Source organism: Paenibacillus sp. JT31N11 (assembly GCF_056269285.1).
Window position 1 is genome coordinate 1 of record NZ_JBWDNQ010000002.1, and the last position, 26,488, is coordinate 26,488.

Consider the following 26,488-nt stretch of genomic DNA (forward strand, 5'->3'; position numbering starts at 1 on the left):
CACTTCCATGCGGAGCTCCCAAGCCGCCTGGTGGACTGCGTATAGCTCCTCCCTCAATCCCTCCATAGGAGGGACCCCAAAGGGCCGCCGGCCCTCTGGACACCCGGAATTTGAATAACGTTGGCGTTGCAGAGAAACGCTTGGTTGATGCTCCCTGCATGGATCGTTTTCGTCCCTTTCGGGACACACTTCCATGCGGAGCTCCCAAGCCGCCTGGTGGACTTCGTCCCTTACTAACGTAGGAGGTACTGTGATGTTCAGGAGCAGCTTCCCTGCATGGATCGTTTTCGTCCCTCTCGGGACACACTTCCATGCGGAGCATGCAACGCTCCCAAGTCGCCTGGTGGGCTTCGTCCCCTAATAATTTAGGAGTTACAAACAATGTTCGAAGGTGGCTTTCTCATCCCTTTTGAATTACTGCGGCTCGCTGTATACTGCCGTAAATTCTTGACCGCCCCAACCGGTCATAATTTTCTCCTCCCCGTTGTATGGCTTTAACTCGAAAAGCTTTTCTTTGCCCGCATTTTCAGCTATTGATGTTTCCTCCTGAATGGTTGTCGTAACGTCATTCAGAACTGGCATATCCTGATTGTTCTTGCATGCAGAAATCAGTAATAGCATCGGGATAAGAGTGAACCATTTGTTCATATTAATTCCTCCAGGTTCCATTTTAGTATCCGGATAAACGTCATTTCTTTTTCCAAATATATAATCTTTATATTCGCTTTTTCAGCGGTTCCATCCTGTACTTGGGATAAGTCAATTGAAATGAATAAGCTATAATCTTTTTCAAAGATGATCAAATCATCGGCTTTTTATACAGATATGCCGACCCGCAGAAAAAAAACAGGAACCCTTCCTCCGGATCGAGGTAGATTCCTGTTTTTTTAGTGCTATCTATGCGGGCACGGGTTCTTTCTGGCATCTTTTGAAGAATTGGGTTAGCGGGCCAGAAAGGCAGCGACTTCAGCCAGCCGCGAGGCAAAGCCCCATTCGTTGTCGTACCAGGTGGCAATGGATAGAATCTCTCCCTGAACCTGCGTCAGCGGAAGATCAATAATGGAGGAATGCGAGTCTCCTACAATTCGGGAAGAAGCCCATTCGCCCTCCAAAACATCGATGACTCCCTTCAATGCACCCTCTGAAGCAGCGCTTCTGAAGATATCGTTAATTTGCTCAACGGTACAGGACTTCTCCGCCACAAGATTCAATTCGGCAATGCTTCCGGTACGGGTCGGCACCCGGTAGGCCTTGCCTGTAATTTGCAGATCGGGCCAGATAAATTTCAGAGCTTTCGCCGCTCCCGAGGAGGAAGGAATGATGTTTTCCGCTGCTGCCCAGGAATCCCGGCGGTCCTTCATAGGCTGATCTGTCAGCGATTGGGTGTTCGTATAGGAATGGACCGTTGAGAAAAGTCCATATTTAATGCCGAAATTTTCTTTAATGATTTTGACAACAGGCGCCAATGCGTTTGTCGTGCAGCTCGCCATGCTGATGATTTTGTGTTTTTCCGGGTCAAATGTATCCAGGTTGATGCCCTTAAGCAGAACGGCATCGCAATCGTCAAGACTTTTGCTTGGCCCGCTTACGAGCACCCGCTTGGCCCCCCTGTCCAGATGAATCTGGGCAACAGCACGGGTAACGGCGCGGCCGGAACAGTCGATAACAAGATCCACATCCAAGGCCTTCCAATCCGGCACTTCCTTGGACGAGTTGATGTACTGGATCTCTCTTCCGCCGATAACCAGCTGACCTTCACTTCCGGAAACGGACTCGTGCCAACGTTTGTAGTTGGTATCGACCTCGAATAACGCTGCGAGTGTCCCTTCGTCCTTGATATCGGAAACCGATACCGGAACAAATAGTTCTTCCTGCAGCGCCACCCTTAATAATTGTCTGCCTATCCGGCCAAATCCAAATACCGCAATTTTACCCATGTTACTTCCTCCCTGTATTCAATATGGTTTGCAGCTCCTACCCTAAAACCTAGGAATTCGTTTAGCTTGCCTTCAAATTCCCTCTCTCGCTAAATAACCAGCAATCTAGTTATACCGCATAATTTATTTTCTTGTCAACGCACAAAATCAATAATTATTATGGAAATTAGGAAATATAAATGTATAATATAAATAGTTAACTAGGTATTTGGGGGTTATATAGAATGAGAAACAAGATATGCCTACAGGTCGATCACCGCTTGACGTTCAGTGTGAATACGCAAATCAAGGAACAGCTCAAATGGCTGATCGGCACCGGGCAAATAGAAACGGGAGATATGCTGCCTGCCGCCAGCCAGTTGGCTGCCACACTGGGTCTTAATCGGAATACGGTCAATTGGGTCTATACCCAGCTGCGTGACGAAGGTCTTGTCTCCATGCAAAAAGGCAAGGGGACGCAGGTGCTGGGCGGTGCGGAAACGGAGCAGCTGCGAAAGGAGCGCTCGCCGATGCGGCAGCTGCTCGAGCGCGCGATCAAGGAAGCGCAGGCTGAAGGCATCCATCTGCACGATTTGTTCGTAGCCGGGCTTGCCTACAGCCTGCTGCAGAACGAACAGCCATCGGTTGCGCGGATCCTGTTTGTGGAATGCAAGGGACATGCCTACACCTTCTACCGGAGAGAAATCGAGAAAGCTACCGGCCGCGAAGTCCAAATGGTTTTCACGGAGGATTTGTTGTCCGGGGGATTAAGCGCGATCGGAGAGGCCGGGCAAGCCGATATCATTGTTACAACCCTTAACCAGGCGGAGGAGGTCAAAGCCGTACTTGCGCCTTTTGATAAGAAAGTGCATGTGATCGGCGCCACAGCCGAGCCTTCCGTCCTCCTGGAAATTGCCAGGCTGCAGCCGGATATGGAGGTATCATTTGTCTGTCTTGGTAAAAAGGGCGGAGAATGGATGGCGCGGCGCGTTAACGATGCCGGCATTACCGGAATCAAGTCTGCAGCATTCGGTCTCCTGGACAGTGAACATCTGTCGGAGGCGCTGGACCGGTCGGCCAAAATTTACGCTTCCGAGGCCGTATTTCCGGAATTGAAGAAAATGGCGCCGGACAAGGTCGAGCTCTTTCCCATGCGCCTGGAGCAAAGCAGCGAAAATCTGCTGCGGGAACTCGTTGGGATTGATCATATGAAGCATGCAGCAGGCATTAATCCTTAACATACTGAGATTTGATATCAAGATTAGCAGAAAAAGCTTCGCTCCCATTCGAGGGCGAAGCTTTTTCTGCGCAGCCTGGCTGCGTCAATTTGGTCCCACCCTGGTAAAGGCTTCAACAGTTCTTAGCCTCCCCGGAGTCTCTGTCCCTTACATGCATCAGCTGGACAAATAAATTCCCGGCAAATCTAGCCTGCCATCTTTTCTTTCAACCTTAAGGCGATGAGGCGGGCGCCTGCATTTTGCCAGTTGTATAAGGTTCGCTCGGGTACGTAAGCCCGGAACCACTCCAGAGCTTCGAGCGATGTGGCGTCCAGGAGCTCTTCGGAGAATTTGCGGTTATATGGCTTCAGTCCCGCAAGGTAAGGAAAATATAAGGCATTGTAGTACCTCCACTCATCCGTAGTGCCGAACGGCTCATTCTGGCGGGGCTTCAGCTGCTCAATCGATTCGGTCAATACGGCCTTCAATTCTATGGCGCGTTCAATGACCTCGCCCTGTCCGCTTTGACTATGCATCCGCTGATCAATCAGCTTAAGCCGCGTCAAAGGATTGGATGCCAGACGCTCCAGATCGCCGAAGCTTTTCAGGGCGCTGCGGGTAAAGCGGAACAATGCTTCATCGTCCAGCTGCTCCGGAACCGCTTCTTCGTCCACACGGGGCGCAGCGCGGTCCACCATCCGCAGCTCGGCACTCTCTTCCCGGAGAGCGGGAAATGTCGCATATGCCACATTATCGAGCAGGGTGCGCAGCTGGTGCGAGAACACCTGAAGCCCTACCGACAGTGCGATAACCCCCGATAATAACCCCAGAAGCGTGATGTCGCTGCCTGTACCCCATACAATCGCCAGCACGACCATACCGGAGAAGAGCAGCGCGTAGAAGGCGGAATAGTCGAGCGAACGGAAGAAATCAGGCAGCCAGGCCTCGCCCTGCCGCTTGATTTCCATTGAAACCGCTGCGGCTCCGAGCAGCAGCAGCGCCAATCCATTTCCCAGCCAAAGGCCGCTGTTGGTCATGTCAGCGTCAACGAGCCCATTATACACACCAGCGAATATATAGAGCAGAAGCAGCAGTCCGGCCAAGCCCTTTACGGCTGTGAGCTGTTTTCCCAGATAAGCCGAAACCACAAAAACAATAGACAAAAGAAGCAGTATGAGAGTGACCACAGCCGAAATATGATCGATTGCGGAAAGAATAGTTTTGGTTATTCCGCCCGTGGAAAACCTCATTAAGATAGATGAATTCAAGGAGACCGCGAAGGCAGCAAGAGCAGCGCCGATGACAGACAGGCGCGGCTGACCCGGTATTCGATTGAGCATATATAAGCCTAGCCAGAAAATAATTCCGAAACAGATAAATTGATAAATCAGCAGTCCGTTTGACATTATAACACCCGTCCTTAAGCGTCAGGTTCAATGGGTGCTTGCCCATCCATTATGAGTTTACAGGGTTTCGCGACAAAAAAAAAGAAGGAATGGGCAAAACGGTTTCCATTTTATTCAACTTAAATTCATCCGGATGCAACAGCAAAAAGACCACCATCCCGGGTTGGGGAGTGGCCCTTCCATATCTTATTACAGCAATGCCTACTTCCGGACAACCTGTACTTTATCGACAAGCGAAATCAGCTTGCGCTCCCGCAATACCTGCTCCATCGTTTGCTCGGCCTCCACCATGACACCCTGGATCAGGCACTCTTCGCTGTTATGCTCCAATCCGCAATGAAACAATGAAGCCGTTCCTTCTATGGCATGGATCACGTCCAGGAAGGAAATGTCCTCTTTCCTCCGGATCAGCTTGTAGCCCCCGCCTGCCCCGGAAGCCGATTCAATCATGCCCGCTTTGACGAGTTTGGTCAATATTTTGGAAAGATAGGTTTGCGATACCTGCTGAATCTCGGCCAGCTGCTGAACGCCAACCGGATTCTCGGCAGTAGATGCGACCAGATGAAGCATAGTGTGCAGTGCATAATTCGTTGCTTTGGAATATTTCATATCACCGGGCTCCAATGCTAGATTTGATGGATTTATATTAACCTTGTTGATTGTTCAAGTCAATGAAACGTCCCAGTCCTTCCATTCTTTGGATAAGAGGAATATTCGGAGAATTCATGATAAAATAAGAGTTATCTATGGTCTGTACTGGAGGTTTTGCCTGTGAGTTTGCCCTCATGCCTGGTTGTTGAACGCGGTTACCCCTATGAATGCGGAACGATTCTGCCCTGCCATCCCTCTCAGACGATCCTCGGAAGAAAAGGAGAGCAGTGGGAGCCCGACATGGCTTTCGAGAATGCCTTTGTTTCCCGGAAGCAAGCGTCAATCTATTCCGAACATAATCAAACCTTTATCATGGATCTGGACAGCAAGCACGGAACCGACTTGAACGGGAACTCGCTGATCCCGTTTCAGCCTGTGCCGCTTGAGCCGTCCGACAATATTTCCTTTGCCAAAGGCATGGTCGTTCTCACGTTCTCCCCGGTAAATCTGGAGGAGACGCTGGACTTTACCCTTCTAAGCTCGGAGAACCGCAGCCTGCGCAGTGATTTCATGTTTGATCCCATCAGACAGACGATCCGGCTGCATGATCAGGATTATCGTTTTTCGGAAAAAGAATATAATTGTCTGGAGCTGCTTGTCCGCAAAGAGCATCAATTCGTCGGCAAGGACGAGATTATCCGCTGCGTCTGGCCCGAGCGCATGACCGATGATGCGGCTTCGCAAGTGTCGCCGGAAGAATTGAATTCGCTGCTCTACCGCATCCGCAAAAAAAGCAACGACACCTTCGCAATTGAAAGTATACGGGGAAAAGGGTATATCCTCCATGTTGTTCCGCCGCAGCAAACGCCCGTCGTTCCACCCCGCCTTCAAACAAAATAAGGAGCTGCGAATCGATCGCAGCCCCCTCGCGGCCTACCCGTTATCCTGGAGCTGGAGCGTTTTTAAGAAAATATGCTTCACCTTCGGAGTCGTGTAGCCGCTCCCCCCGCGTTCCTTCACATCTTCGATCATCATCGCCAGCAGCAAATTCGGATTATTGGCATTAAAACCGGCAAACCAGCCGTTCTCGCTGCCCTCTCCGCCTTTGCTCTGCTTCAATTCTGCCGTTCCCGTCTTGCCCGCGATGGAAGCCCCAGGGATATAGGCGCCGTGGCCGGCACCGCCGGCAGTGCTCACTGCTTTGACCAGATCGCTCTTCAGAAGCGCTGCCGTTTCAGGCGACATGACGTGTTCCTTCCAGTATTTGGCGCTGCCTGCCCGGTCATCCTCCGACAATAGCGGGTAGATCATATTCCCGTCATTGACGAGAGCGGAGAACATCAGCGCCACCTGCAGGGAGGTCATCGTCAGCTCCCCTTGTCCATATCCTGTATCCGCCAGTTGAATGTCATTTTGAATACCGTCGTTGGCCAGCTGCGATTTCTTCAAAGGATAGGGAACCGGGATGGCTTCGCCCACACCGTATTTGGCCGTCTCCTCCATAAAGGCATCCCGGCCGATGCCAAGCGCCGTCTGGGCAAAATAAATATTATCCGAATATACCAGGGCGTCCTGAAGATTGACCGGGTTCACATCATGCACCCGTTTCACATAATAATTCCCCCACGAGGGATCGGCGCTCCAGGTCAGACCGGAAATATTCTTCTTCTCCGCCGGATCAAGCTTCTTGGTATCCAGACCAATGGCGGCCGTTATGACTTTAAAGGCCGAACCTGGCGCGTAGCCCTGCGCGAAGCGGTTCAGAAAAGGCTTATCCGGATCATCATTCCACTGCTGGTACTGCTTGCCCAGAATTCCCCGCTGGAAGGCGTTGGGATCATAGGACGGACTGCTCACAAGCGCCAGCACGTCTCCGGTCTGCGGATCGATCGCCGCTGCGGAGCCCGTATCGGATTTGAGCTCATCATAGACTGTCTGCTGCAGCTCTCCGTCTATGGTCAGGCGGATCGTCTCGCCGGCTGCGGCTTCAATCTGTGCAAGAACGGCTTTTTCCTTGCCCGCTTCATCGGCGATAATAATCCGCTTGCCGTCCTTCCCCTTAAGCCGCTTCTCGAACACTTGCTCCAATCCCGACTTTCCGATGAGGTCGCCCGTTTTATAGCCTTGGTCCTTATTCTGCTCCAGCTGCTCGGCGCTGATTTCGGCAATATAACCCGTCAGATGGGCGGCGGCGGCTCCATACGGATAGGCGCGCACCGTCTTCTTCTGATAATCCACCCCGGGGATGTCCAGATACGGCTGCAGCGATTCTTGCGGAACAACGGCAATCGGGACGAAAAGATTATCCTTGACCCATGCTGCGCTGAGCTTCTTGTTTATATCGTCCACCGTAATATCAAGCTTCTCAGCCAGCCTGGCTTTGGCCCCTTCGGGGTTGTCGCCTAATTTCCCGGGTACGATGCCGATTTGCGGAAGCTCGGCATTGACAGCCAGTCCATTCTCGGACCTGTCATAAATCTCTCCGCGCTGACCTTCCGAGGTCAGCATACGAACTTTATCGCCCTCCTCCATTTGCGGAAAAATAAGCGACGGTTCCCACGCGACGAGCCACTTCGTTTCTTTATCGATGACGGACTTGAGCAGCTTTGCAGCATGGCTGAATGTCACGGGACCTGCCGCCGTTTCCATTTTGACATTATACGTGTAGCTGATCTCCGTAACTTCTTCGCCTGGTTTGTCCTCCTCAGGAGGAACCGCGCCCGTAACCGTCAGCTGACTGGCTGAAATGCCCTCATATATCTTGCTGTAGCGCTCGGCGAAATCCGTCTCTGTGATGGCGGTTTTGGCTGCCGGCGTCAATTTCGTATACATGCCTGCAAAATTCTGCTGCTGCCAGTCCGTCAAGTAAGCCTGAAACACATCCGAAGGCTTCTCCGCTTCTTCCTTGTCGCAGCCCGTGAGAAGCACGAAGAGTACAACCAGCGCACCTGTCAAATAAAGCAACCCTTTTTTCAAGCTTCTCTCCCTCTCTCTATTATGTCTAAATAACCCATCCTCTCTAATCATAGCCTGCTGCGGGAAATCCGTACAATAGAGAAAGCATCATAATTTCATGATAATGGCAGACAAATGCAGAAAAAACAAAAAACAGACGATGAATCCGCCTGTTTTCCTCATGAAATAGTTGCAAAGTATAGCCATTTTCAACCTTTATTATATGTTGAAACAATGGCTTCCTCTGCTAGCGCAGCAGCGCCGGATCGATTTCCGGAACCAGTCCTTCCTTTGCCGCTCTGCCGAGCAAAGCCGTAACGGCCGCATATCCATCCTCGCCAAGATTGGCCGTAAATTCATTCACATACAAGTCGATATGCGCCTGGGCAACCTCGGGCGACATCTCCTGCGCATGCTCGAGCACATAATCCTGCGAAGCATCGGGATGCGCCCAGGCATATTCGACAGAGGCGCGAATCCAGCCGGCGATGGCATTCAGATCCATGGAACGCCGGGCAATGATAGCGCCGAGCGGGATCGGCAGCCCCGTATCCGCTTCCCACCAGCTGCCAAGATCGGTTTGCAGAGTGAGGCCATAGGAGGGATAAGTAAAGCGGGCTTCGTGTATGACCAGACCGGCATCGATCAAGCCATCCCGCACAGCAGGCATAATTTCATGGAAAGGCATGACGACAATCTCGCCGACGCCTCCAGGAATTTTCTGGGCTGCCCATAGGCGGAACAGGAGATAGGCCGTTGATCGCTCGCTGGGCACAGCTACGCGCTTGCCGCTCAGCGATGCCGGATCACTCGCGCTGCCATCACCGCCAGCGGTAAGAACCAGCGGCCCGCAGCCTCTGCCGAGCGCTCCTCCGCAGGGCAGCAGCGCATAGTCGGACAGCAGCCACGGCAGAGCTGCATAGGATACCTTCATGACCTCGGGCCCGCTGACCTTGGCAGCAAGATTATTGGTTATGTCAATATCCGCATAGGTTACATTCAACTCAGGCGCATCCGGCAGGAGGCCGTGCTCCCATGCATGAAAAACAAAGGTATCATTGGGACATGGTGAAAAAGCAATATTCATTGTAACACCTCCGTTAAAATTGAGCTTGCAGCTTCCAGCGCTTTGAGCGCGTCCCCGATCCGCCAGGCGTCACGGTCGCGGGGACCGACAATATTGGAGATCGCCCGGATTTCCAGCACCGGCACGCCCCGCTGATATGCGGCAGCTGCAATGCCATAGCCTTCCATGGCCTCAGCTGCGGCACCGGGTACACGCTCGGCCAGCAAAGCGGCTGTCTCCGCTGTCCCGGTAACGGTGGATAAGGTCAGCACCGGACCGGTCTGAACGCTGACACCCGCCGTGCGGATTGCTTCCGTCAAGGCAGCCAAATGGCCGGAATTCACCTGAAACCGCGAGCTGCCGAAGCCAAGCTCGTCCACGCTGAGGAAGCCATCCGGCGTCTCGGCCCCCAGGTCGGCTGCGATAATCTCGCTGGCCATGACAATCGTGCCGATCTCCGCCTTATCCTTGAAGCCTCCGGCAATGCCTGCGCAAATAATCAAATCATAACGGGATAATGCCAGGGCGCCTGCCGTGCTGGCTGCCGCAGCGGCCACGCCGACTCCGCCAACAAGAACTTCGAACCGTTCTGCTCCTGTACCGCCGAGTCCCCGCAGTACGGCATCTCTCTCCGCGTTCACAGACGTTACAATAAGCACGCGCAAGCCTTGGCTTGTCTGTGCGGGCGGTTTCTGACTATTTTCCATAACCGGTTTCTCTGTCATCGTCTAAATCCCTCCATTAGGAATTTTACACGATTTCCGAAGCCTATACCAATAAAAGACGCTGTCAATCCCATGCAGCGTTGCCGCAGATCAGCCGATTGCCATGCCGTCAGGCGCGATAGGATCACCCAACAGCAGGCGTGAAAATCCTGTGTCAGCTCCGCGGCGCCCATAAAATGACCGAAACCCCAACGAGGCAAATAAGCGCTCCGACCCAATCATACAGATCGGGCGTTTTCTTATCGACTGCCCATCCCCAAAGCACCGCCAGCACCATAAATACGCCGCCATATGCGGCATATACGCGGCCAAAGCTGGGGAACTGCTGCAATGTCGGGATAATGCCGTATACGAGGAGAATCAATCCCCCGACAATGCCAAACCATAGAGGCCTGGATTCACGCAGCCACAGCCATACGAGGTACCCGCCTCCGATTTCGGCCAGACCAGCCAGAACGAATAAACCGATTGCCATGCCGATCGCGTCCCTTTCTTTAGCTTATATTAAGAAGAAACGGCTTGGCGAGTAAGTTTCTTCCCTCATACTTTATAGAAATATATAGGCGTGAGACTTATATTTTCTATAAAGTAGAAAAAACACTTATCAACCGATTACAAATGAGGTTTCTTCTGTCCCCACGCATGCATCTTCATAAACGACTAACCTACCAACAATCCTAATGCGCGCATCCTCGTTTGACAAGCTGTTCTTCACGAGGCCGGAGCAAGCTGCAAGAGAATCGTCAGCAGGAGTGCAGAAGCGCAGAAAAGCCGGCCTTCCTCTCCTTAGAGAGGAACACCGGCCTCAGCTTGCTGTATTTCATGAAGAGATCAGCCATTACTTCATCATATGATTGCGCCATCCGCCGGAAGCCGTGATGTCTTCCGCGCCGGACAAGGCATACCCTTCGCAGACAAAGCCGGGAACCTCCGTCCCGTCCTCCAGTTCGACCTTGCCGATCCCAAGGGGTGCGGGAATGGACGCCGCGAAGGAGCCGAATGCGGCAAGCGGCATCTCCCACACCTCCAGCAGAACGGCGGAACCGCCGTCATTCACTTTGATCATGCCCGGTTTGGCAGGAGCTGTCGGCAGCTTGACCAGCTTATATTTCGCTGCGCTTGCCGTCTCGCGCACGAATCGCGCACCGCATGCGCGCATCTGCTTCTCCAGCGGAAACCCCCGCATATGCAGGCCGCAAACCGCCACCAGCGTGGCTGCTTCCTCCATGGCAGCGGCAGCTTCCGGAGCTGCGGAATGATCAACTGCAGCATTGCCGGCGGCCGCCTCAACGAACCACTCCGCAGCTTCGCAAATCATCCCCTCTTCCCCCGAGAGGCCAAACAACGTAATGCCGAAGGGAAGCCCGGCGGCCGCGTCACATGAAGGAACTGCCACTGCCGACAAATCCAGCAGATTGCAGTGATTCGTATAACGTCCCATATCGCTGTTGGTGCTGACGGGATTTTCTCTGACCTGATCGCGCGTCCAGGTTCCGCCGCATGTCGGCATTACGAGAACGGCGTCCTTCAGCAGCCCGCCGGCTGCAAGCTTCAGGCGCTGCAGCTTGTGCATAGCCTGGAATACGGATGCCGCCGTGTAGCGGGTTGCTGCTCCGGTACGCAGTACCTGAGCGGTTACCGGAAATATGGCGTCCGGATATTCTTCGACGAACCCGCCCAGGCTTGCCCAGCGCTCCGCCACCAAGGGACCGCCATACAGGATTTCGGCAGCTTCCTTGAACAAGTGCGTGTCTATATATTCAACAGGAATCTTAAGCTTCTCCAATGTCATGACGGAAGCTTCCCAGGCCTGCCTGTAGTCCTCCGCATAAGGTCCAAAGAATTCGAGCGGCCCGCGCGGCAGGTAAATAAGGGCAGGCTGGCGGGCCTTGGGATGAGGCACGCTTCTGGACCACGGGTCTGTGAGATCCACGCCGCGCGCAATGGAATCTACGGATAATGCGTCGGCCAGACTATGCGTGAACACCGTGATGCAATCCAGGCTTGCGCAGGCGGGTACAAGACCTTTGGTCGGCCAGGCGCCGAGGCTCGGTTTGAAGCCGACCAGGCGGTTGAGCGCTGCCGGCACCCGCCCAGAGCCTGCGGTATCGGTACCGAGGGCGAATGCCGCTTGCCCGCAGGCAACAGCCACGGCGGAACCTGAGCTGGAGCCGCCGCTGATCAGCTCTTCCCGCAGGGAATTACGGGTTTCGCCGTATGGGCTTCTGGTTCCGACGAGCCCCGTCGCGAACTGGTCCAGATTCGTTTTGCCCAGCGGAATGGCGCCCGCAGCGGTGAGCCGCGCAACGACCTCCGCGCTGTCATCCGGCGTATAGGCATATTCCGCGCATCCTGCCGTAGTCGGTATGCCGGCCAGGTCAATATTATCCTTGATGGCAAAAGGGATGCCCCACAGCGGCGAGCTGGCCGGATCAAGCGAATCCAATTTCGCCAGATAAGGCTCTATATGCTCAATCGCCGGAGGAGTGATCCAGATATTCATTTCTTTGTCCCTGTCTGCACGCTTTAAAATTTCTGCGATTACCTGCCTCGGCGTCGCTTCCTTGCTGGCATACATCCGCCGCAGCCCGCTTATCGTGAGCTCCCGGGGAAGCTGGAAGGGTTTCATATTGCGGTCACCACGCTTTCGCTTTCATTGGTAATCCCTACAATCAGCTGTCCTGTAAACACTTCATCGCCCGGCTTCACCAATACGGCAGCGACAATGCCGTCGCATGGCGCCAGCTGGGAGAATTCCATCTTCATGCTTTCTTCGATGATCAGCACATCGCCTTTCCGGACTGCCTGACCGGGAGTGACAAGCACCTTCCACACGCTGCCAGGCATGGAACAGCGAACAGCCGTAGTGCCCGGCGGAAGTTCGTCCTCCGGCGCATTCTTCGCTGACGACTCATGCTCCGAGATATATTCGGAGAGCCCAAGCTCTCTCCAGCTTTCCCGTTCCGCATGAAAAGCCGTCTGCTGCTGCTTGCGGAAAGTATCCGTGCTCTCGCTGATGGAATCCAGAAATTGCAAATATTCGTTCAGATCAAAGGTCGTCTCCGTGATATCGGCTTCGAACCTGCCGCGGGAGAAATCCTCCCGCAGTTGAAGCAGCTCCTCCGCCTCTACCGGATAGAACTGGATCTGATCAAAAAATCGCAGCAGCCAGGGCTTTCCGGGCTGAAAGCTCGCGTTCTGCCGGTTCAAATTCCACATCTGGATCGTGCGGCCGACGAATTGATAGCCGCCAGGCCCTTCCATACCGTAGACGCACATATAAGCTCCGCCGATACCAACCGCGTTCTCCGGCGTCCATGTGCGGGCCGGATTATATTTGGTCGTAACCAGACGGTGCCGGGGGTCCACAGGCGTCGCCACAGGCGCGCCCAGATAAACATCACCCAGACCCAGCACCAGATAGTTCGCGTCGAAGACGACTCTCTTCACTTCATCGATGGATGCAAGACCATTCACACGCCTGATAAATTCCAGGTTGCTTGGACACCAGGGAGCGTCCGGCCTGACATTCTGCTGGTAGCGTTCAATGGCCAGCTGGGTCGCCGGATCATCCCAGGAAAGCGGGAGTCTGACGATCCGCGAAGGAACGCGAATGGAAGCAAGCGGCGGCAGCTGGCTGTCCAGCTCCAGAATGATCCGGCAGGCTTCCTGCACCGTTATCCGCTTGGAATCGATATGAACCTGCAAAGAGCGGATGCCCGGCGTCAGATCCAGCACCGGAATGTCATCCCGTTCCTGGATCGCCTGCATCAGGGCATGCGCCTGAAACCTCAGAAGCAGATCAAGCTCCATGCTGCCGTACTCCACCAGCACATTCTCATCGCCGCTGCAGCGGATCGTGATCGGAAAGCGGCGGTTCCCCTTCTCCTGCACCAGCAGCGGATAGTCCGCAGACAGCCCATCAACCTGGAGCGGAAGCTCTGCCGGGACAAGCTTCTCCCGGCTGCCGCTGCCGATAAACCCGAGATTCCGGTCCTGCAGCCTCCGCAGCTCATCAGCCTGCTCCAGCGTAAGCAGCCGGAAGCGGACCCGGTCGCCCGGATGAAGCTGGCCAATCTTCCAGAACTCGGCCGAGGCCGTCGTCACCGGGCAGACGAAGCCCCCAAGACTGGGACCGTCCGGCCCCAAGAGAATCGGCATATCCCCGGTCAAATCCAGAGTTCCGACGGCATAGGCATTATCATGAATATTGGATGGATGCAGCCCTGCTTCACCGCCGTCCTCCCTTGCCCACAATGGCGCAGGTCCGCTCAGACGGACGCCGGTCCTCGAGCTGTTGAAATGCACCTCGTAGCTTGTAGCGGCAAGCTCCTGCAAATAATCGGGCTGCAAATACTCCTCCGTACAATGCGGCCCGGGAATAACCCCGATCGTCCATTCCCGTGTCATTTGCGGGCGGCGGCTCTCTGCCAGCTCAACCCGGTTGACAGGGGCATCCGCTGCCTGCCTGACTGCCAGCACATCGCCGGTGCGCAGCGCCCTGCCGCCATGACCGCCGAAACCGCCAAGCGTGAAGGTGGAAGAGCTGCCAAGGATGCGGGGCATATCGAAGCCGCCTGAGACAAGCAAGTATCCGCGCATGCCAACGGCTGCTTCACTGAAGCTGAGCACCTGGCCCCGCTCGGCATATACCGGTTGGTACAAAGGAAGAGGCTCTTCATCAAGATGCGCATTCATGTCGGCGCCGGTCACACAAAACCACATGCCGCCGCGGAAACGGTACGATCCTCCGCGCAGCGTCAGCTCAAGGCCGGATGCGTCGTCCGGATTGCCAAGCAGCTTGTTGCCGGTCCGGAAAGCCAGCGGGTCCATAGGGCCGCATGGCGGCACGCCCACATCCCAGTGCCCGACCCTGCCCGGCCAGTCCTGAACGGTCGTCTGTATGCCGCCATCCAGAACCTCAACCGCGCGCTCGGACGGCTGGAAGGCATTTAACAATTGGGTATATACATGGCCATCCCGCACTTCCTCTTCTTTCAGCAGCTCCTGTACATAAAACAAATTAGTCGTTATGCCGTAGATCCGGGTCTCATCCAGCGCACGGATCAGGTTGTCAATCGCTTCCTCCCTGTCTCTGCCAGTAACGATGATCTTGGCGAGCATGGGATCATAAAGGGTCGTAACCGTCATACCGTCCCGGAGCCAGGTTTCGATGCGGGCATTCTCCGTGAACACGGCCTTATCCAGCTTGCCGGCGCTCGGACGAAAATCCTGCAAGCAATCCTCGGCGTAAATACGCGCCTGAATGCTGTGTCCCACCGGCCCCCGGACCAGCAAATGGATTTCCTTCAGCTCATCCGCCGCTTCCCGGACCATCCATTCCACCAGATCGATGCCCAACACCTCCTCGGTAACGCCGTGCTCGACCTGCAGACGGGTATTCACCTCCAAAAAATAGAAGGCAAAGGATTCCGGGTCATAAAGATATTCCACGGTACCTGCGCTGCGGTATCCGGTCTCGGCCGCCAGACGCTTCGCCGAAGCGAACATTTCCTCACGCACATGCTCCGGCAGATGAGGTGCGGGGCTTTCCTCGATGACCTTCTGATTTCTGCGCTGGATAGAGCAGTCGCGCTCACCGAGCGCTGCCACCTCGCCAAAGCGGTTGCCGAAGATTTGCACCTCCACGTGACGGGCCCGGGCTATATATTTCTCCAGAAAAATACCGCCGTTCTTGAAATTCGTCTCGGCCAGATGGCGCACGCCGTCATAAGCGGAGCGCAGCGCGTTCTCATCCGCACAAACGCGCATCCCGATGCCGCCCCCGCCCGCTGTGCTTTTCAAAATAACGGGATACCCGATGCGGGACGCTTCCCGGACCGCTTCCTCAAGCTCCTGGATCAGCGGGGTTCCCGGCAGCAGAGGAACCTCGGAGCGCTCTGCCAGCTCCCGGGCGGAATGCTTCAGTCCGAACATCTCCATCTGTTCGGGCGTAGGGCCGATAAATATGATCCCTCGCTCGCGGCAGGCGCGGGCGAATTCAGCGTTCTCACTGAGGAAACCGTAGCCGGGATGAATCGCCTCTGCGCCGGTTTCGATAGCGCTTTGGAGAATAAGCTCTGCATTCAGATAGCTCTCTTTGGCTGGCCCGCTTCCAATACAAACCGCTTCATCCGCTAATTCGACATGCAGGCTGTCCTGATCGGCTTGCGTATATACAGCAACGGAGCTAATTCCCATCTTGCGCAGCGTTCGTTCAATCCGGACTGCGATGGCTCCCCGGTTGGCGATTAAAATTTTCTTGAACATACTGTCCACTCCTCAATGTCATCTCTGTTTACTGTAATCCGCTGTCCCAGATCAACAGCTGAATCGGCGTCGGATTATAGGCATTGCAGGGATTATTCAACTGTGGACAGTTGCTGATGAGCGCCATTGTTCGGCACAGCGATATCAGTTCCACATAACAGCCGGGCGCCGAGACCCCATCGGCGAATTCCAGCCCCCCGTCAGGCGTTACCGGCACGTTCATGAAGAAATTGATGTTGGGGGCAAGGTCCCTCTTCAAGTAGGAAGCTCCGCCATGCCGGGAAAGCTGCAGCATAAACGTGTCGCGGCAGTTGTGCATCGGCAGCTTGTCGTGGGCGTAACGGACAGTATTGCTCTGCGCCGAGCAGGACCCGCCCAGCGTATCGTGCCGCCCGCAGGTGTCCGCAACGATGGACAGCAGCTCCTTGCCGGACTCGGAACGCAGGATAGATCCCGTTGTGAGATAGATGTTGCCTTGTCCTGCTATAGTAGCGACAGCGCTGTAGTGGTCCTCCGGGTTATCTGCATCATAGAACAGCGTATCTGCAGCCTGGTTGCCCTCCAGATCGACAATCCGCAGCACCTGTCCAGGGAGCAGCTCATGCATCCAGCCCTCACCTGCGGGTATAATTTGACTATAAATGGCATCTTCAGCAAGAAGCGTGCTTTCTGCGCGGTTAAAACCAGTCATAAGATTTCCTCCTCCATGAATGTGGATCTTTAACCTGTTCAAGCTTATGTGGAAAGAACGTAATAGTCCCAGGTATTCTCGAATGCGCGGCGGTTCTCCGGCCGGAAATTCAGGCAGCAATCATCGGCTTCCACCGGACTAGCCGCCCTGATGTTGATCGCAATTGGAACCGATGGATAAACGGCGGCAGGATCAAGCGGATGCGGCGTGTTGGACAAGAGCAGCAGGACATCCATCTCCGTGCGGAGCGTCACGCTCGCCCCCGCCGCGCAATGGCCGGCGCTGAAGCGCATATCGCCATCCGCGTCGCAGGACACCTTCGAGAACAGATTCACGACAGGCACCAGATCCCTTGCCCCTAACCCGTTTCTGACCAGCTCGACGGCAAAATTCTCCTGTCCGCTGCGCAGCCAGTCGTTTCGCAGCTCCTGATAGGTCGTGACTCCATATTTCGTATCCGTCTGCTGGCGTGTGGTGTAACCGCTGATGGGATCATGCCATCCCAGTTCGTCCTCGACCAGACTTGCCATGGCGAGTCCATTGTCGCTCATCAGCACATGTCCTTTGCTTAAATGCGAGGTATGCTGCGCCTTGAGGGTATCGGACATATTGTAGCGCTCGGTCAAGTCTCTGGCGTTGTACAGCAGCATGGATAGATTGGCGCCTTCGCCCAAGGCAGTCAGTTGGATCAGCTTGCCCTTGCCTATCACAGCCGACCACTTCCCCCCGGCAGGCAGGGTCTTGCTCCATTGTTTGTCCATGTGTGATTTCCTCCCATATTCATCCTGTTATCCGGATGAAATCCCCGGATTTACAACAAAAAAGCCTGGGAGATCAATCTCCCAGGCTTTTATCCTTCCGTGTTATACAAAAGAGGCAGCTGTGCTGACATCCTCTGTACACTATCTCTTGGACCAGACTTGACTAGCAGGCAGCGGCCGATAAATCGGTGAAACCCCTAATCAACGGAACCCTAGACAGTTTATCGTTCTCCATTCCACATATGGATGAGAACCGATATGCAGTTGTTGAGTGCTGATATCCGTATTATAGGAGGAGAAAATCGGCGTGTCAATGTTCATGTAAGGTTTTATTACATAATGTTAAAAAGACCTTTGGCCCAAATCCATAAAAATCCAAAAATCAATAAACATCCGATAAATAGATACGTATCCCTCCGCTTCCAGAACTGGCTGCGGATAAAGGTCGGCTGGCGTATGCCGATTCCCCGGCTCTCCAGCGCATCCGCCGCATGCTCGCCCAGACGGAACAGGGCAAGCATGAAAGGAATAGCAGTGTCTCTTAGCTGGCCCACAGCTCCAAGGATTGTTACCCGCGGGGCTTTGCCCCGGGCAACGGCAATACGGGAGAATCTTTCCCATTCCTCCAGCAGAATCGGCACGAAACGAAGCAGCAGCGTTATCGTCAAGATCAGGCGCTGCGCCCAGGGGGGAACACGTTCCGCCCAGGCAAATAATTGCTCCAGCGAGCGGCGAAGGCGCAGCGGCGTTATCGCAAGCGGCAGGCCAAGGCCAAGCAGCATCACAAGCCACGGACGCGCCAGCGATTGGAGCGATACCAGGAAGGCATCCGTGTTCCACCAGCCGCCGCCTGCCGTGTTCCCCGCACCCGACAATATCGAGATCATGATCATAAAGAATCCGAAGCTTATGATCGGAATGCGCCAGCGGGCCAGCGGAATACGAAATAAGATAATAGCGGTTAACACCAAGATCAATGACCATCCGGTTCCGGACCAGGATTTCTGCATAAATATGCCGCTGGAAACGAGTATATAGGACAGCCACACCGATCGGGGATCGAATAAGGGGAGCCGCGATTTTGATCTGGCAGCTGCCCCTGCTCTCGCAGCAAATGCATGCGGCAGCTGTGCTTGATCTGCTTGCAATGGCAGATTTATTTGCGGCAGCTCTTCGCTTTCAACGCTTCCCTGCTTCTTCCGGCCGAGAGCCGGAAGTACGTCCGCCAGATCGGCCGGAGACCAAAGCTTGTCAGCCGGCACGCCTCTATTCCACCATTCATGTGCGATTTCAAGCCATGCAGGGATTGGCATCCCGGCTTGCGACAGCCACTCCGGATGAGCGATAATATCATTCCGGCCGCATAACCTGGTCATACCGGTGCTGCTCATGATCAGAATATTGTCCGCCAGTGCCGCCGCCCAATCGCTTTCATGAGAAATCAGCAGAATTCCCTGGCTCGCGGCAGCCCGCTGCTTCAGCTGCTCTGCCAGCAGCTCATGTCCGGCGGCATCCAGACCGGCTGTCGGTTCATCCAGCAGCAGCCATCGGGCGGGAACGGCGAACAGGCAAGCAAGAGCCGTCCTCCTGCGCTCCCCGCCGCTCATGGCATACGGGTCCTTCTCCAGCCATGTATGATCCCAGCCGACCGCATGCAGGGCTGCAGCTATACGGCGGCGCTCCTCCGGCTCAGACAGGTTATAGGGTTTGAGTACATAACTCAGCTCGCTCGCGACGGAACGGGCAAATAACTGCTCCTCCGGCGATTGGGATGCATATCCGTATGCAAGAAGCGCGGCTGGATTCCGGCGCCGTCTGCTCTTCCTGCCCCTGAGCCACATCTTTTCGTCTCCATAGGAAATAATCCATTCTTCCGCGAATCTCAAGCCTGCAGTCATCTCCAACAGCCTCGTCTTCCCCGCGCCATTTGGTCCCATTACCAGCGTAATTGATCCTTGGTTTAATTTCAGCCCTGTTCCCGGAGAATGCTGCGGATTCAGCCCGTCATTGTCACCGGTTAATCTAATCCCGTCTATCGTTAAAGGGAGCAGCTGTTCGCTCATGGACGCTTCAATACCTCCCGCCATTCTTCCGCCGTAACCGGAAGAGGTGAATGGGGATCCAGCTTGCCTAGCCGGTTCATCTCAATGGCCAGCGAAGCCAGGTACGGCAAGCGCAGCCCGCACTGCTCGCAGGGTGTTTGACTCTTGCCGCCAAGCCCGTCGCCAAGCAGGAACTGCCGACCTGTTCCGTCATAGACGATTTTGCCTCCGGCCAAGGCCACCACGCGCGAGTAAGGATCCAGTTCATTCAGCCGTTGAGTAACCCAGACAACCGCCGTTCCGCTGCGGCATAGACGGTCAGCAACCTGCTGTACACGTCCACGGGAGGCATCGTCCAGCATCGAAGTCGCTTCATCGAACACCAGCAGCGGCGTTTCCGCCGCGCCTGAAGCCGCGACCGCCGCGAGCTGGCGCTGTCCACCCGACAACTGATCCCATGGCCAGTCCGCAATTGGCAGCAGCCCCGTCCAGGATAGAATATATTCAGACCTGCCCGGAATTTCATCAGCCGGTACACCCCGCCACTCCAGAGCGAAGCTGACCTCCTCCCTCGGATTCTCGCCGAACAGCTGCGCATCGGGATGCTGCATCACATAAGGCGATGGCCCGAAGCCGGCGAATCCGCGGTCCATCTCTCCATAGACGCCTTCCATCGTGAGTCCTGCCAGTAGACGGGCAAGTGTCGTCTTGCCGCTCCCGTTCACGCCGACCAGATTCAACCACTCGCCGGGCGCCAGGAGCAGGTCGATTTGTTCCAGTCTTGCCGTGCTTCCCTCAGCCTCCGGATCCCCTGAGACCTTAATGCCTGAAAGCTTAAAATATCCATTCTTTAATTGCTCATTCACAAAATTCACTCTTCCCAAGTTGATGATCCCATGATAAAATGCGAATTGTTAACCTCGAACAAATAACAAGTTAACATATGAAAGGGGATTAAACAATGTCCACATCGAATCCAATCTCACCTGCTTCAGCATCCCAACCCGGGACAATCTACCGGATACGCGGGATCGTATTCACCGCGCTGTTCGCCGCGTTATTCATTGCCTTCAGCTTTATTCAAATTCCGCTCTGGTACACGGCGGTCCCTATCACGCTTCAGACACTTGCCGTTATGCTGGCTGGCGGACTGCTCGGAGCTGTGTACGGATTCTGGAGTATCGCTCTTGTCGTGCTCCTGACTGCCACCGGACTGCCGCTGCTTCATGGCAGCGGAGGCATGTCCGTGCTTCTGGGAGCCACTGGCGGTTTTATCTGGATGTTTCCATTCGCCGCTCTGCTGATCGGCTGGGTCAGCGATCTTGTGTTCCGCAGCGGCAATAAGTTAACCACCGTAAAATGGATCGCTCTTATAATCAGCATTATCGTCTTTGGCGTTCTGTTTGTCTATGCGTCGGGTGTTTTATGGTATGCGCATTTTGCCCATGTCTCTCTCGCCAAAGCCTTGGCGGCATGCTGTTACCCGTTCCTGACAGGCGATACGATCAAAACCGTCATCGCGGTCATCCTGATTCCGGTCCTGCGGCCACTTCTTCCCAGGCTGCGTGCGGCCCGGCGTTAATAATGAACAAGAAGAAACCGCTTCGTCGTCCTTTCGCGGCAGAGTTAGCTTCTTCCCTTAAGCCTTATAATTCTATAAGAGCAAAATATAAACCCGGCCGCCAGGGATTTCCTTGAGGACCGGGTTCGACTTGTTGACCAGAAAGATTAGACGCTCAGCTTCCGCATGGCGGTATCTGCTCCGTCTATTTGTTGATTGATCAACAAACGCAGTGTATTTGAGAATTCCTCCGCATTAAAGACCGACCTGTCCATCGAGGATACCATTATCGCTCCGCTGATTAGCATACGAAGCTGCGCAGACAACGCTTTGGCATCCTTCGCGCCGGCTTCACGGGCGATCGCCTCAATTCCATCCCACAGCTCCTGCCGGAAAGCGGCAGCCTTCCTGTTGCCGGGATGATCCTTGTCTGGAAACTCCACAGAGGTGTTCATGAGCGAACATCCCCGGTAAACTACATTCTCCGCCCGTACGACCAGACCATGGAGCAGTTCATACAGCTGTTTGACTGGATTATCCGGGTAATGGCGCTTCGCCTTGTCCATATTGTCCATATTGATCCCGTGGCGATATTCCAGATAAGCGACGACAAGATCGTCCTTCGACGCAAAATTACGGTAGAAGCTGGCTTTGGCCACGCCGGATTCCTCTATAATACGGTCAATCCCTACCGCACGCACACCCTCGCTGTAAAATAAGGCGGAAGCCGTCCGCAGGATGCGCTCCTTGGCAGATTCTTTTTTTTCCATGCATTTACAACTCCATTCCCCGTGCCCCAGAGACGTCCGCGGCAAATTTAAATATTGACATGGTACAGATCCGTCTGTATTATTCAATTTACGGAATGAGACGGAACTGTCTCTCTCATATTATGAATAAACCCGTCTGCTGACAACCTGGGTCATGATTCGGCCCTCGTTAAGCAAGAATACGGGTATAAAGGAGCGGATCCCATGTCAACGTTAGTAAAAACAGCCGCACAAACTCACCCTGCCCCGGTGAAAGAAATGCGTCCGCGGCCCCGTATTATGCTGAGCGTGATGCTGTTGTCTGTCTTTATGGCTGTCGCCAATATTTTTGTTGTAAATGTGGCTACGCCTGCCATTCAAAGCGGACTTCATTCCAGCTTTTCCGGCGTGCAGTTCGTCATAACCGGCTATACGCTGGCTTATGCTATCGCCTTGATAATTGGCGGAAGACTTGGTGACCGCTACGGACGGAAACGGATGCTAATGATTGGAGTTGCGGGGTTTACGCTCACATCGCTGCTGTGCGGTGTCGCTTCCGGTGTCAACATGCTTATACTGGCCCGTATCATTCAGGGTCTGAGCGCCGCATTGATTTCGCCGCAGGTGCTGTCCCTGATCCAGGTCAATTATCCGGCCGAGAAACGCGCCTCCGTCTTCGGGCTGTACGGCGCCTCGCAGGGAATAGCGGCATCAAGCGGTCAATTAATCGGCGGACTTCTGCTATACTGGAACCCGTGGGACCTGGACTGGCGTATGGTATTCTTCTTCAGCGTTCCGCTAGGTCTGATCATCCTGTCCATGATTCCCTTCATTCAGGAATCGAAGGAGCCGGTCAAGACCAGGCTTGATCTCTCCGGAGCCGTGCTTGTCGCAGCCGGCTTGCTGATGCTCGTTTACCCTCTCGTTCAAGGACAAAAAGAAGGCTGGCCAGCCCTGCTGATTATCAGCCTTATTATGTCTGTACCCGTGCTTGCCGTATTCGCCTGGTTCGAGAAAAGGCTGTTGAAACACGGACGGGTGCCTTTCATGAATGTACAGCTGTTCCGTCATAAAATGTTTACGGTCGGCATGCTGATTGTCTTTATTCTGCTGTGCTCGCAGGCTGCATTTTTCCTGGTCACCGCTTATCTCCTGCAGGTGGGACTCGGTTTCAGCGCATTGAAAGCGGGATCCGTTATTCTGCCGATGGGACTCGGGTATTTTGCCGCATCCCTTATGTCTTCCAGAATTTCCGCCAGAATCGGCCCTCATGTGCTGACCATCGGCTCTGCTTTGACAGTTCTCGGCTTCCTGAGCCTTGCATTGTCCGTCCATGCAACCGGAATTGGCTTCAACGGCTATGAGTGGATACCTGCGCTAGCAGTGCTTGGTATCGGACAGGGGTTCGTCGCTGCTCCGATTACGAATATCGTGCTCTCCAAAATACGTCCTGGCGATATTGGCTCCGCCTCCGGGATCCTGACGACTGGCATGCAGGTTGCCTTCGCAATCGGCATCGGCCTGATCGGCATCGTGTGGCTGAACGCGCTGGGCAGTCCCGCTGCTAACGTCAGCCCGCAGGCATTCGCACAATCGTATGCCGATGCGTACCTGCTTTGTCTCTATTTGCTGGCTGGACTCACCGCTATCCTGCTCCCGCTTGTCCTTGTTCTGGCCAACCGGAGGAAATCCCCGGCAGATGGATCTGCGGCGGATTAAACTTTCAGCAAGAAGAAACGCCCGCAGCCGCCCTTCGTCGCGAAGGGGGCCGCGGGCGTTCTTTTTATATCCCGGCGCGATTCTTCTTACTTGTTCACGATTTTATTAAAGGACTGCACGGTCAGCACATAATAGATCAGATAAATAACAACATAAACAGCCATGGAAGTCATAATGGGCGTGGACAGGCTGCCGTTGATGAGATTAATGCTGGACAAGGCTTTCAGAATCATGGAGCTGTGCAGAATGCCTATGACAAGCGGAAGCGCGAATACGAAAAAGGTCTGCTTCGCGACAGAGATCCGGATTTCTTTCCGGCTGACGCCGATTTTCCGCAAAATATCATAACGCCCCTGATCCGAACGGGCTTCGGTCAGCTGCTTGAAATAAATGATGCTGCCGGTTGCCGCCAGAAACACCAGGCCCAGAAACCCAAGGACAAATATATTCAAGGCGGCATCTTCGAGTCCATCCCGGTATACCGCATAATAGGAGGACATCTGATTCTCTTCCGTCGCAAGCCCGTTTAATTGTTCCGAAGAAGCTTTCGCTGTCTGTTGATCCTCGACCTGATACACGTGATAGACATCCGGGGGCACTTGCCCTGCTATTTCGTCAAACAACCGGTCGCTGACGACAATGGTCACATCAGGAAAAGTCCAGCGCAGCACATTGCTTTCAAGGAATTGTACGAAGGAGACATCCTTATCCCCCTGAGGGGCTTTAATCGTGACGGACCTGCCCGCATAATCGGAAGAAGTCAAATCAGTCGCATACCTTGGACGGATAGCGGCTGCCTGATTATCTGTCAGCTGAGCCCGTCCCTTCCGGCCGATTGCCCCGGAAACCTCATTGTATTTGCTTGCCGCAATCAATTTCAAAGGCGTATCATCAGGCGGGAAATTCGATGGATTATAAGCCAGCGCTGCTGTATTCGCCTTTAGCCTTATAACCGGAATGGCAAAATTCTTCGTGACCGGATGCTCCGTATCCGCCGCCAGAATTTGCTCGACCTGCTTATCCAGCGCGCCCCCATCCGAGATATAGCTGTAGCTGAAGGGAGCGGCATCATCCGCATTCTTCTCATTGCTGTAGTACATGCTGTAGCCCACGCCCACCGCGCTCAAGGTGATCGCGCTGAGCAGGGCGATCATAGTCAGCGTACGCGTATTTCCCTTGATGCGGAACAGCAGCTGGGAGGTGGCGATAACGTTCATCCCGCGATAGTAACGCGACTTGTTGCTTTGCGATGCGCGCAGCAGCCAGACGATGGCCGAGTGGAACAGGAAATAGGTTCCGGTAATGAGCGCCACAATGAACAACAACATATTCCTTCCCATTTGTTCATTGGTCGTCATCGGCTGGAACACAAGCCAGTAGCTGAAGGCAAGCAGCAGAACGGCAAGGGACGACACCATTACCGAGGCTTTGGGCGCTTGATCGCCTTCTTTTTCGGCCTGAAATAATTCAATCAGCTTGAAGCGGTAAATCAGGCGATAAGCCTGAACCGATGTGAACAGAATCAGCACCGCAAATACGATGACCGTATTCAAAATCGCCTGCAGGGAGATACTGAAGCTTACATTGATGGCTGAATCCAGCAGCTTCAGGAAAATCATCGTAAACAATTTGGACAATAATGTCCCGAACACGACGCCAATCGCCACACCCACTGCTCCCATGATGAGGTTCTCGTAAAACAGCATTTTACCGATTGTCCGTTTCCTCATCCCAAGGAGCGAATACAGCCCTACCTCCTTTTTTCTTTTTCTCGTGAAGAAGGAGTTCGAATACCAGATAAATACAGCTACGAACAGAATCAATACAATGGATGCCCCCATAAATACCGAGCTCATAACCTGCGACGACTGCATCGTTGCCTGGATTTCTTCGGAATATTGCAGGGAAACGAAGGTGTAATAAATCACAACGCTGAAGATCATGGAAACAAAATAGAGCAAATAGCTTTTAAAGTTCCCGGTGACATTTTTCTTCGCGATATCAAACAACGTCACTTACGCCACCCCCGAGCACGGACAGCACATCGAGCACTTTATTGAAAAATTCCTTGCGGGTGGCGGCCTGCCCCTTCACCAGCTCCGTGAACATACGGCCGTCCTTGATGAACAGCACCCGCTTGCAGTAGCTTGCGGCAAAAGCGTCATGCGTGACCATGAGAATGGTCGACTTCGCCTGCTCATTCAAATCTCTGAGACTCTCCAGCAAATCGGTGGCCGATTTGGAATCGAGCGAGCCTGTCGGCTCATCCGCCAGAACCAGGCTCGGACTTGCCACGATCGCGCGTGATGCCGCCGTGCGCTGCTTCTGACCGCCGGATATATGATAAGGGTATTTGTCCAGCAGCTGCCTGATGCCGAACTTATCGGCGATCTCGTCCACTCTCCGCTCCAATTCCTTTACATTCATTTTGGCCAGCGCGAGCGGCAGCAGAATATTTTCTTTGACCGTCAGTGTATCGAGCAAATTAAAGTCCTGGAAGATAAAACCTAGCTTATCCCTTCGAAAAACCGACAGCTGCTCCTCGTTCATCTTCAGAATGCTGGTTCCGTCAATGACAATGTCCCCTGAAGTCGGCTGATCGATGGTGGCCAGCATGTTGAGCAGCGTCGATTTCCCCGAGCCCGACGGACCCATAATCCCGACGAATTCCCCTTCCTGTACTGTAAGATCAATGCCGTCCAATGCCGTAAACACATTTCCTTTGGTTCCGTATATTTTTTTGATTTGCTTCGCTTCCACGATGGTTCTGCTCATCTGCGGCGCCTCCATTGCTATCATTTGTCATGCTTATGGATTTA

Annotated in this window: 21 protein-coding genes and 1 riboswitch; of the genes, 4 read left to right on the forward strand and 17 right to left on the reverse strand. The window is 54.1% G+C overall.

Annotated elements, in window-relative coordinates:
* Positions 1 to 414: 414 nt before the first annotated feature.
* Positions 415 to 648 (reverse strand): hypothetical protein, encoded by a 234-nt coding sequence (locus AC0YNV_RS07950; RefSeq protein ID WP_475767369.1) that lies wholly within the window; start codon positions 646 to 648, stop codon positions 415 to 417.
* A 293-nt stretch (positions 649 to 941) separates the two neighbouring features.
* The gene (locus tag AC0YNV_RS07955) at positions 942 to 1,937 is read right to left on the reverse strand and encodes a type I glyceraldehyde-3-phosphate dehydrogenase (RefSeq protein ID WP_475767371.1); all 996 of its coding nucleotides are present in this window, start codon (positions 1,935 to 1,937) and stop codon (positions 942 to 944) included.
* Between the two features lie 224 nt (positions 1,938 to 2,161).
* Here AC0YNV_RS07955 and AC0YNV_RS07960 point away from each other — a divergent pair, with 224 nt between their 5' ends.
* Entirely contained in the window at positions 2,162 to 3,154 is a 993-nt protein-coding gene (locus AC0YNV_RS07960; RefSeq protein WP_475767373.1) for a GntR family transcriptional regulator, read from the forward strand.
* A 185-nt stretch (positions 3,155 to 3,339) separates the two neighbouring features.
* On the opposite strand, the gene AC0YNV_RS07965 is transcribed toward AC0YNV_RS07960, so the two are convergent.
* Entirely contained in the window at positions 3,340 to 4,539 is a 1,200-nt protein-coding gene (locus AC0YNV_RS07965) for a hypothetical protein (RefSeq protein ID WP_475767375.1), read from the reverse strand.
* A 201-nt stretch (positions 4,540 to 4,740) separates the two neighbouring features.
* Positions 4,741 to 5,148, reverse strand: a complete 408-nt coding sequence (locus tag AC0YNV_RS07970; protein ID WP_210039821.1) for an Rrf2 family transcriptional regulator — start codon at positions 5,146 to 5,148, stop codon at positions 4,741 to 4,743.
* Positions 5,149 to 5,310: 162 nt separating this feature from the next.
* Between AC0YNV_RS07970 and AC0YNV_RS07975 the strand changes: the two genes are divergently transcribed.
* Positions 5,311 to 6,030, forward strand: coding sequence for an FHA domain-containing protein (locus tag AC0YNV_RS07975; RefSeq protein WP_210039820.1), 720 nt, complete (start codon positions 5,311 to 5,313; stop codon positions 6,028 to 6,030).
* Positions 6,031 to 6,063: 33 nt separating this feature from the next.
* Here the strand turns inward: AC0YNV_RS07975 and AC0YNV_RS07980 are convergent, their stop codons facing one another.
* The 10 genes from AC0YNV_RS07980 to AC0YNV_RS08025 all read right to left on the reverse strand — a co-directional run bounded on the left by AC0YNV_RS07980 (position 6,064) and on the right by AC0YNV_RS08025 (position 20,506).
* Positions 6,064 to 8,106, reverse strand: coding sequence for a penicillin-binding transpeptidase domain-containing protein (locus AC0YNV_RS07980; protein ID WP_475767377.1), 2,043 nt, complete (start codon positions 8,104 to 8,106; stop codon positions 6,064 to 6,066).
* Between the two features lie 226 nt (positions 8,107 to 8,332).
* The gene (locus AC0YNV_RS07985; RefSeq protein WP_475767379.1) at positions 8,333 to 9,172 is read right to left on the reverse strand and encodes a 1,4-dihydroxy-6-naphthoate synthase; all 840 of its coding nucleotides are present in this window, start codon (positions 9,170 to 9,172) and stop codon (positions 8,333 to 8,335) included.
* Positions 9,169 to 9,858, reverse strand: coding sequence for a futalosine hydrolase (locus AC0YNV_RS07990; RefSeq protein WP_475768387.1), 690 nt, complete (start codon positions 9,856 to 9,858; stop codon positions 9,169 to 9,171). Before AC0YNV_RS07990 ends, AC0YNV_RS07985 begins: the two co-directional genes overlap by 4 nt.
* 172 nt (positions 9,859 to 10,030) lie before the next feature.
* Positions 10,031 to 10,357 carry a YnfA family protein gene (locus AC0YNV_RS07995; protein ID WP_475768388.1) on the reverse strand — a complete coding sequence of 109 codons (327 nt, stop codon included), beginning with the start codon at positions 10,355 to 10,357 and terminating at the stop codon, positions 10,031 to 10,033.
* Positions 10,358 to 10,714: 357 nt separating this feature from the next.
* Positions 10,715 to 12,505, reverse strand: coding sequence for an allophanate hydrolase (atzF, locus tag AC0YNV_RS08000; protein ID WP_475767381.1), 1,791 nt, complete (start codon positions 12,503 to 12,505; stop codon positions 10,715 to 10,717).
* The gene (gene uca / locus AC0YNV_RS08005; protein ID WP_475767383.1) at positions 12,502 to 16,146 is read right to left on the reverse strand and encodes an urea carboxylase; all 3,645 of its coding nucleotides are present in this window, start codon (positions 16,144 to 16,146) and stop codon (positions 12,502 to 12,504) included. The genes atzF and uca overlap by 4 nt, the downstream gene beginning before the upstream one ends.
* Before the next feature lie 28 nt (positions 16,147 to 16,174).
* Positions 16,175 to 16,837, reverse strand: coding sequence for an urea amidolyase associated protein UAAP2 (locus AC0YNV_RS08010; RefSeq protein WP_475767385.1), 663 nt, complete (start codon positions 16,835 to 16,837; stop codon positions 16,175 to 16,177).
* A gap of 44 nt (positions 16,838 to 16,881) precedes the next feature.
* Positions 16,882 to 17,598: an urea amidolyase associated protein UAAP1 gene (locus AC0YNV_RS08015; protein WP_475767386.1), complete on the reverse strand. Its 717-nt coding sequence runs from the start codon at positions 17,596 to 17,598 to the stop codon at positions 16,882 to 16,884.
* A gap of 76 nt (positions 17,599 to 17,674) precedes the next feature.
* Positions 17,675 to 17,825: riboswitch (guanidine-I (ykkC/yxkD leader) on the reverse strand.
* 105 nt (positions 17,826 to 17,930) lie between these two features.
* Complete coding sequence (locus AC0YNV_RS08020; protein ID WP_475767388.1) at positions 17,931 to 19,661, reverse strand: ATP-binding cassette domain-containing protein; 1,731 nt, start codon at positions 19,659 to 19,661, stop codon at positions 17,931 to 17,933.
* Entirely contained in the window at positions 19,658 to 20,506 is an 849-nt protein-coding gene (locus AC0YNV_RS08025) for an energy-coupling factor ABC transporter ATP-binding protein (RefSeq protein WP_475767390.1), read from the reverse strand. Before AC0YNV_RS08025 ends, AC0YNV_RS08020 begins: the two co-directional genes overlap by 4 nt.
* 95 nt (positions 20,507 to 20,601) lie before the next feature.
* On the opposite strand from AC0YNV_RS08025, the gene AC0YNV_RS08030 reads away from it, so the two are divergent.
* Positions 20,602 to 21,222, forward strand: a complete 621-nt coding sequence (locus AC0YNV_RS08030; RefSeq protein ID WP_475767392.1) for a biotin transporter BioY — start codon at positions 20,602 to 20,604, stop codon at positions 21,220 to 21,222.
* Positions 21,223 to 21,368: 146 nt separating this feature from the next.
* Here the strand turns inward: AC0YNV_RS08030 and AC0YNV_RS08035 are convergent, their stop codons facing one another.
* Positions 21,369 to 21,971 (reverse strand): TetR/AcrR family transcriptional regulator, encoded by a 603-nt coding sequence (locus tag AC0YNV_RS08035; protein WP_210039809.1) that lies wholly within the window; start codon positions 21,969 to 21,971, stop codon positions 21,369 to 21,371.
* Between the two features lie 204 nt (positions 21,972 to 22,175).
* Here AC0YNV_RS08035 and AC0YNV_RS08040 point away from each other — a divergent pair, with 204 nt between their 5' ends.
* Positions 22,176 to 23,669: an MFS transporter gene (locus tag AC0YNV_RS08040; RefSeq protein WP_475767394.1), complete on the forward strand. Its 1,494-nt coding sequence runs from the start codon at positions 22,176 to 22,178 to the stop codon at positions 23,667 to 23,669.
* Between the two features lie 86 nt (positions 23,670 to 23,755).
* On the opposite strand, the gene AC0YNV_RS08045 is transcribed toward AC0YNV_RS08040, so the two are convergent.
* Both AC0YNV_RS08045 and AC0YNV_RS08050 read right to left on the reverse strand, forming a co-directional pair.
* Positions 23,756 to 25,684: an ABC transporter permease gene (locus AC0YNV_RS08045; protein WP_475767396.1), complete on the reverse strand. Its 1,929-nt coding sequence runs from the start codon at positions 25,682 to 25,684 to the stop codon at positions 23,756 to 23,758.
* Positions 25,671 to 26,444 carry an ABC transporter ATP-binding protein gene (locus AC0YNV_RS08050; protein WP_475767397.1) on the reverse strand — a complete coding sequence of 258 codons (774 nt, stop codon included), beginning with the start codon at positions 26,442 to 26,444 and terminating at the stop codon, positions 25,671 to 25,673. Before AC0YNV_RS08050 ends, AC0YNV_RS08045 begins: the two co-directional genes overlap by 14 nt.
* Between the last annotated feature and the right edge of the window lie 44 nt (positions 26,445 to 26,488).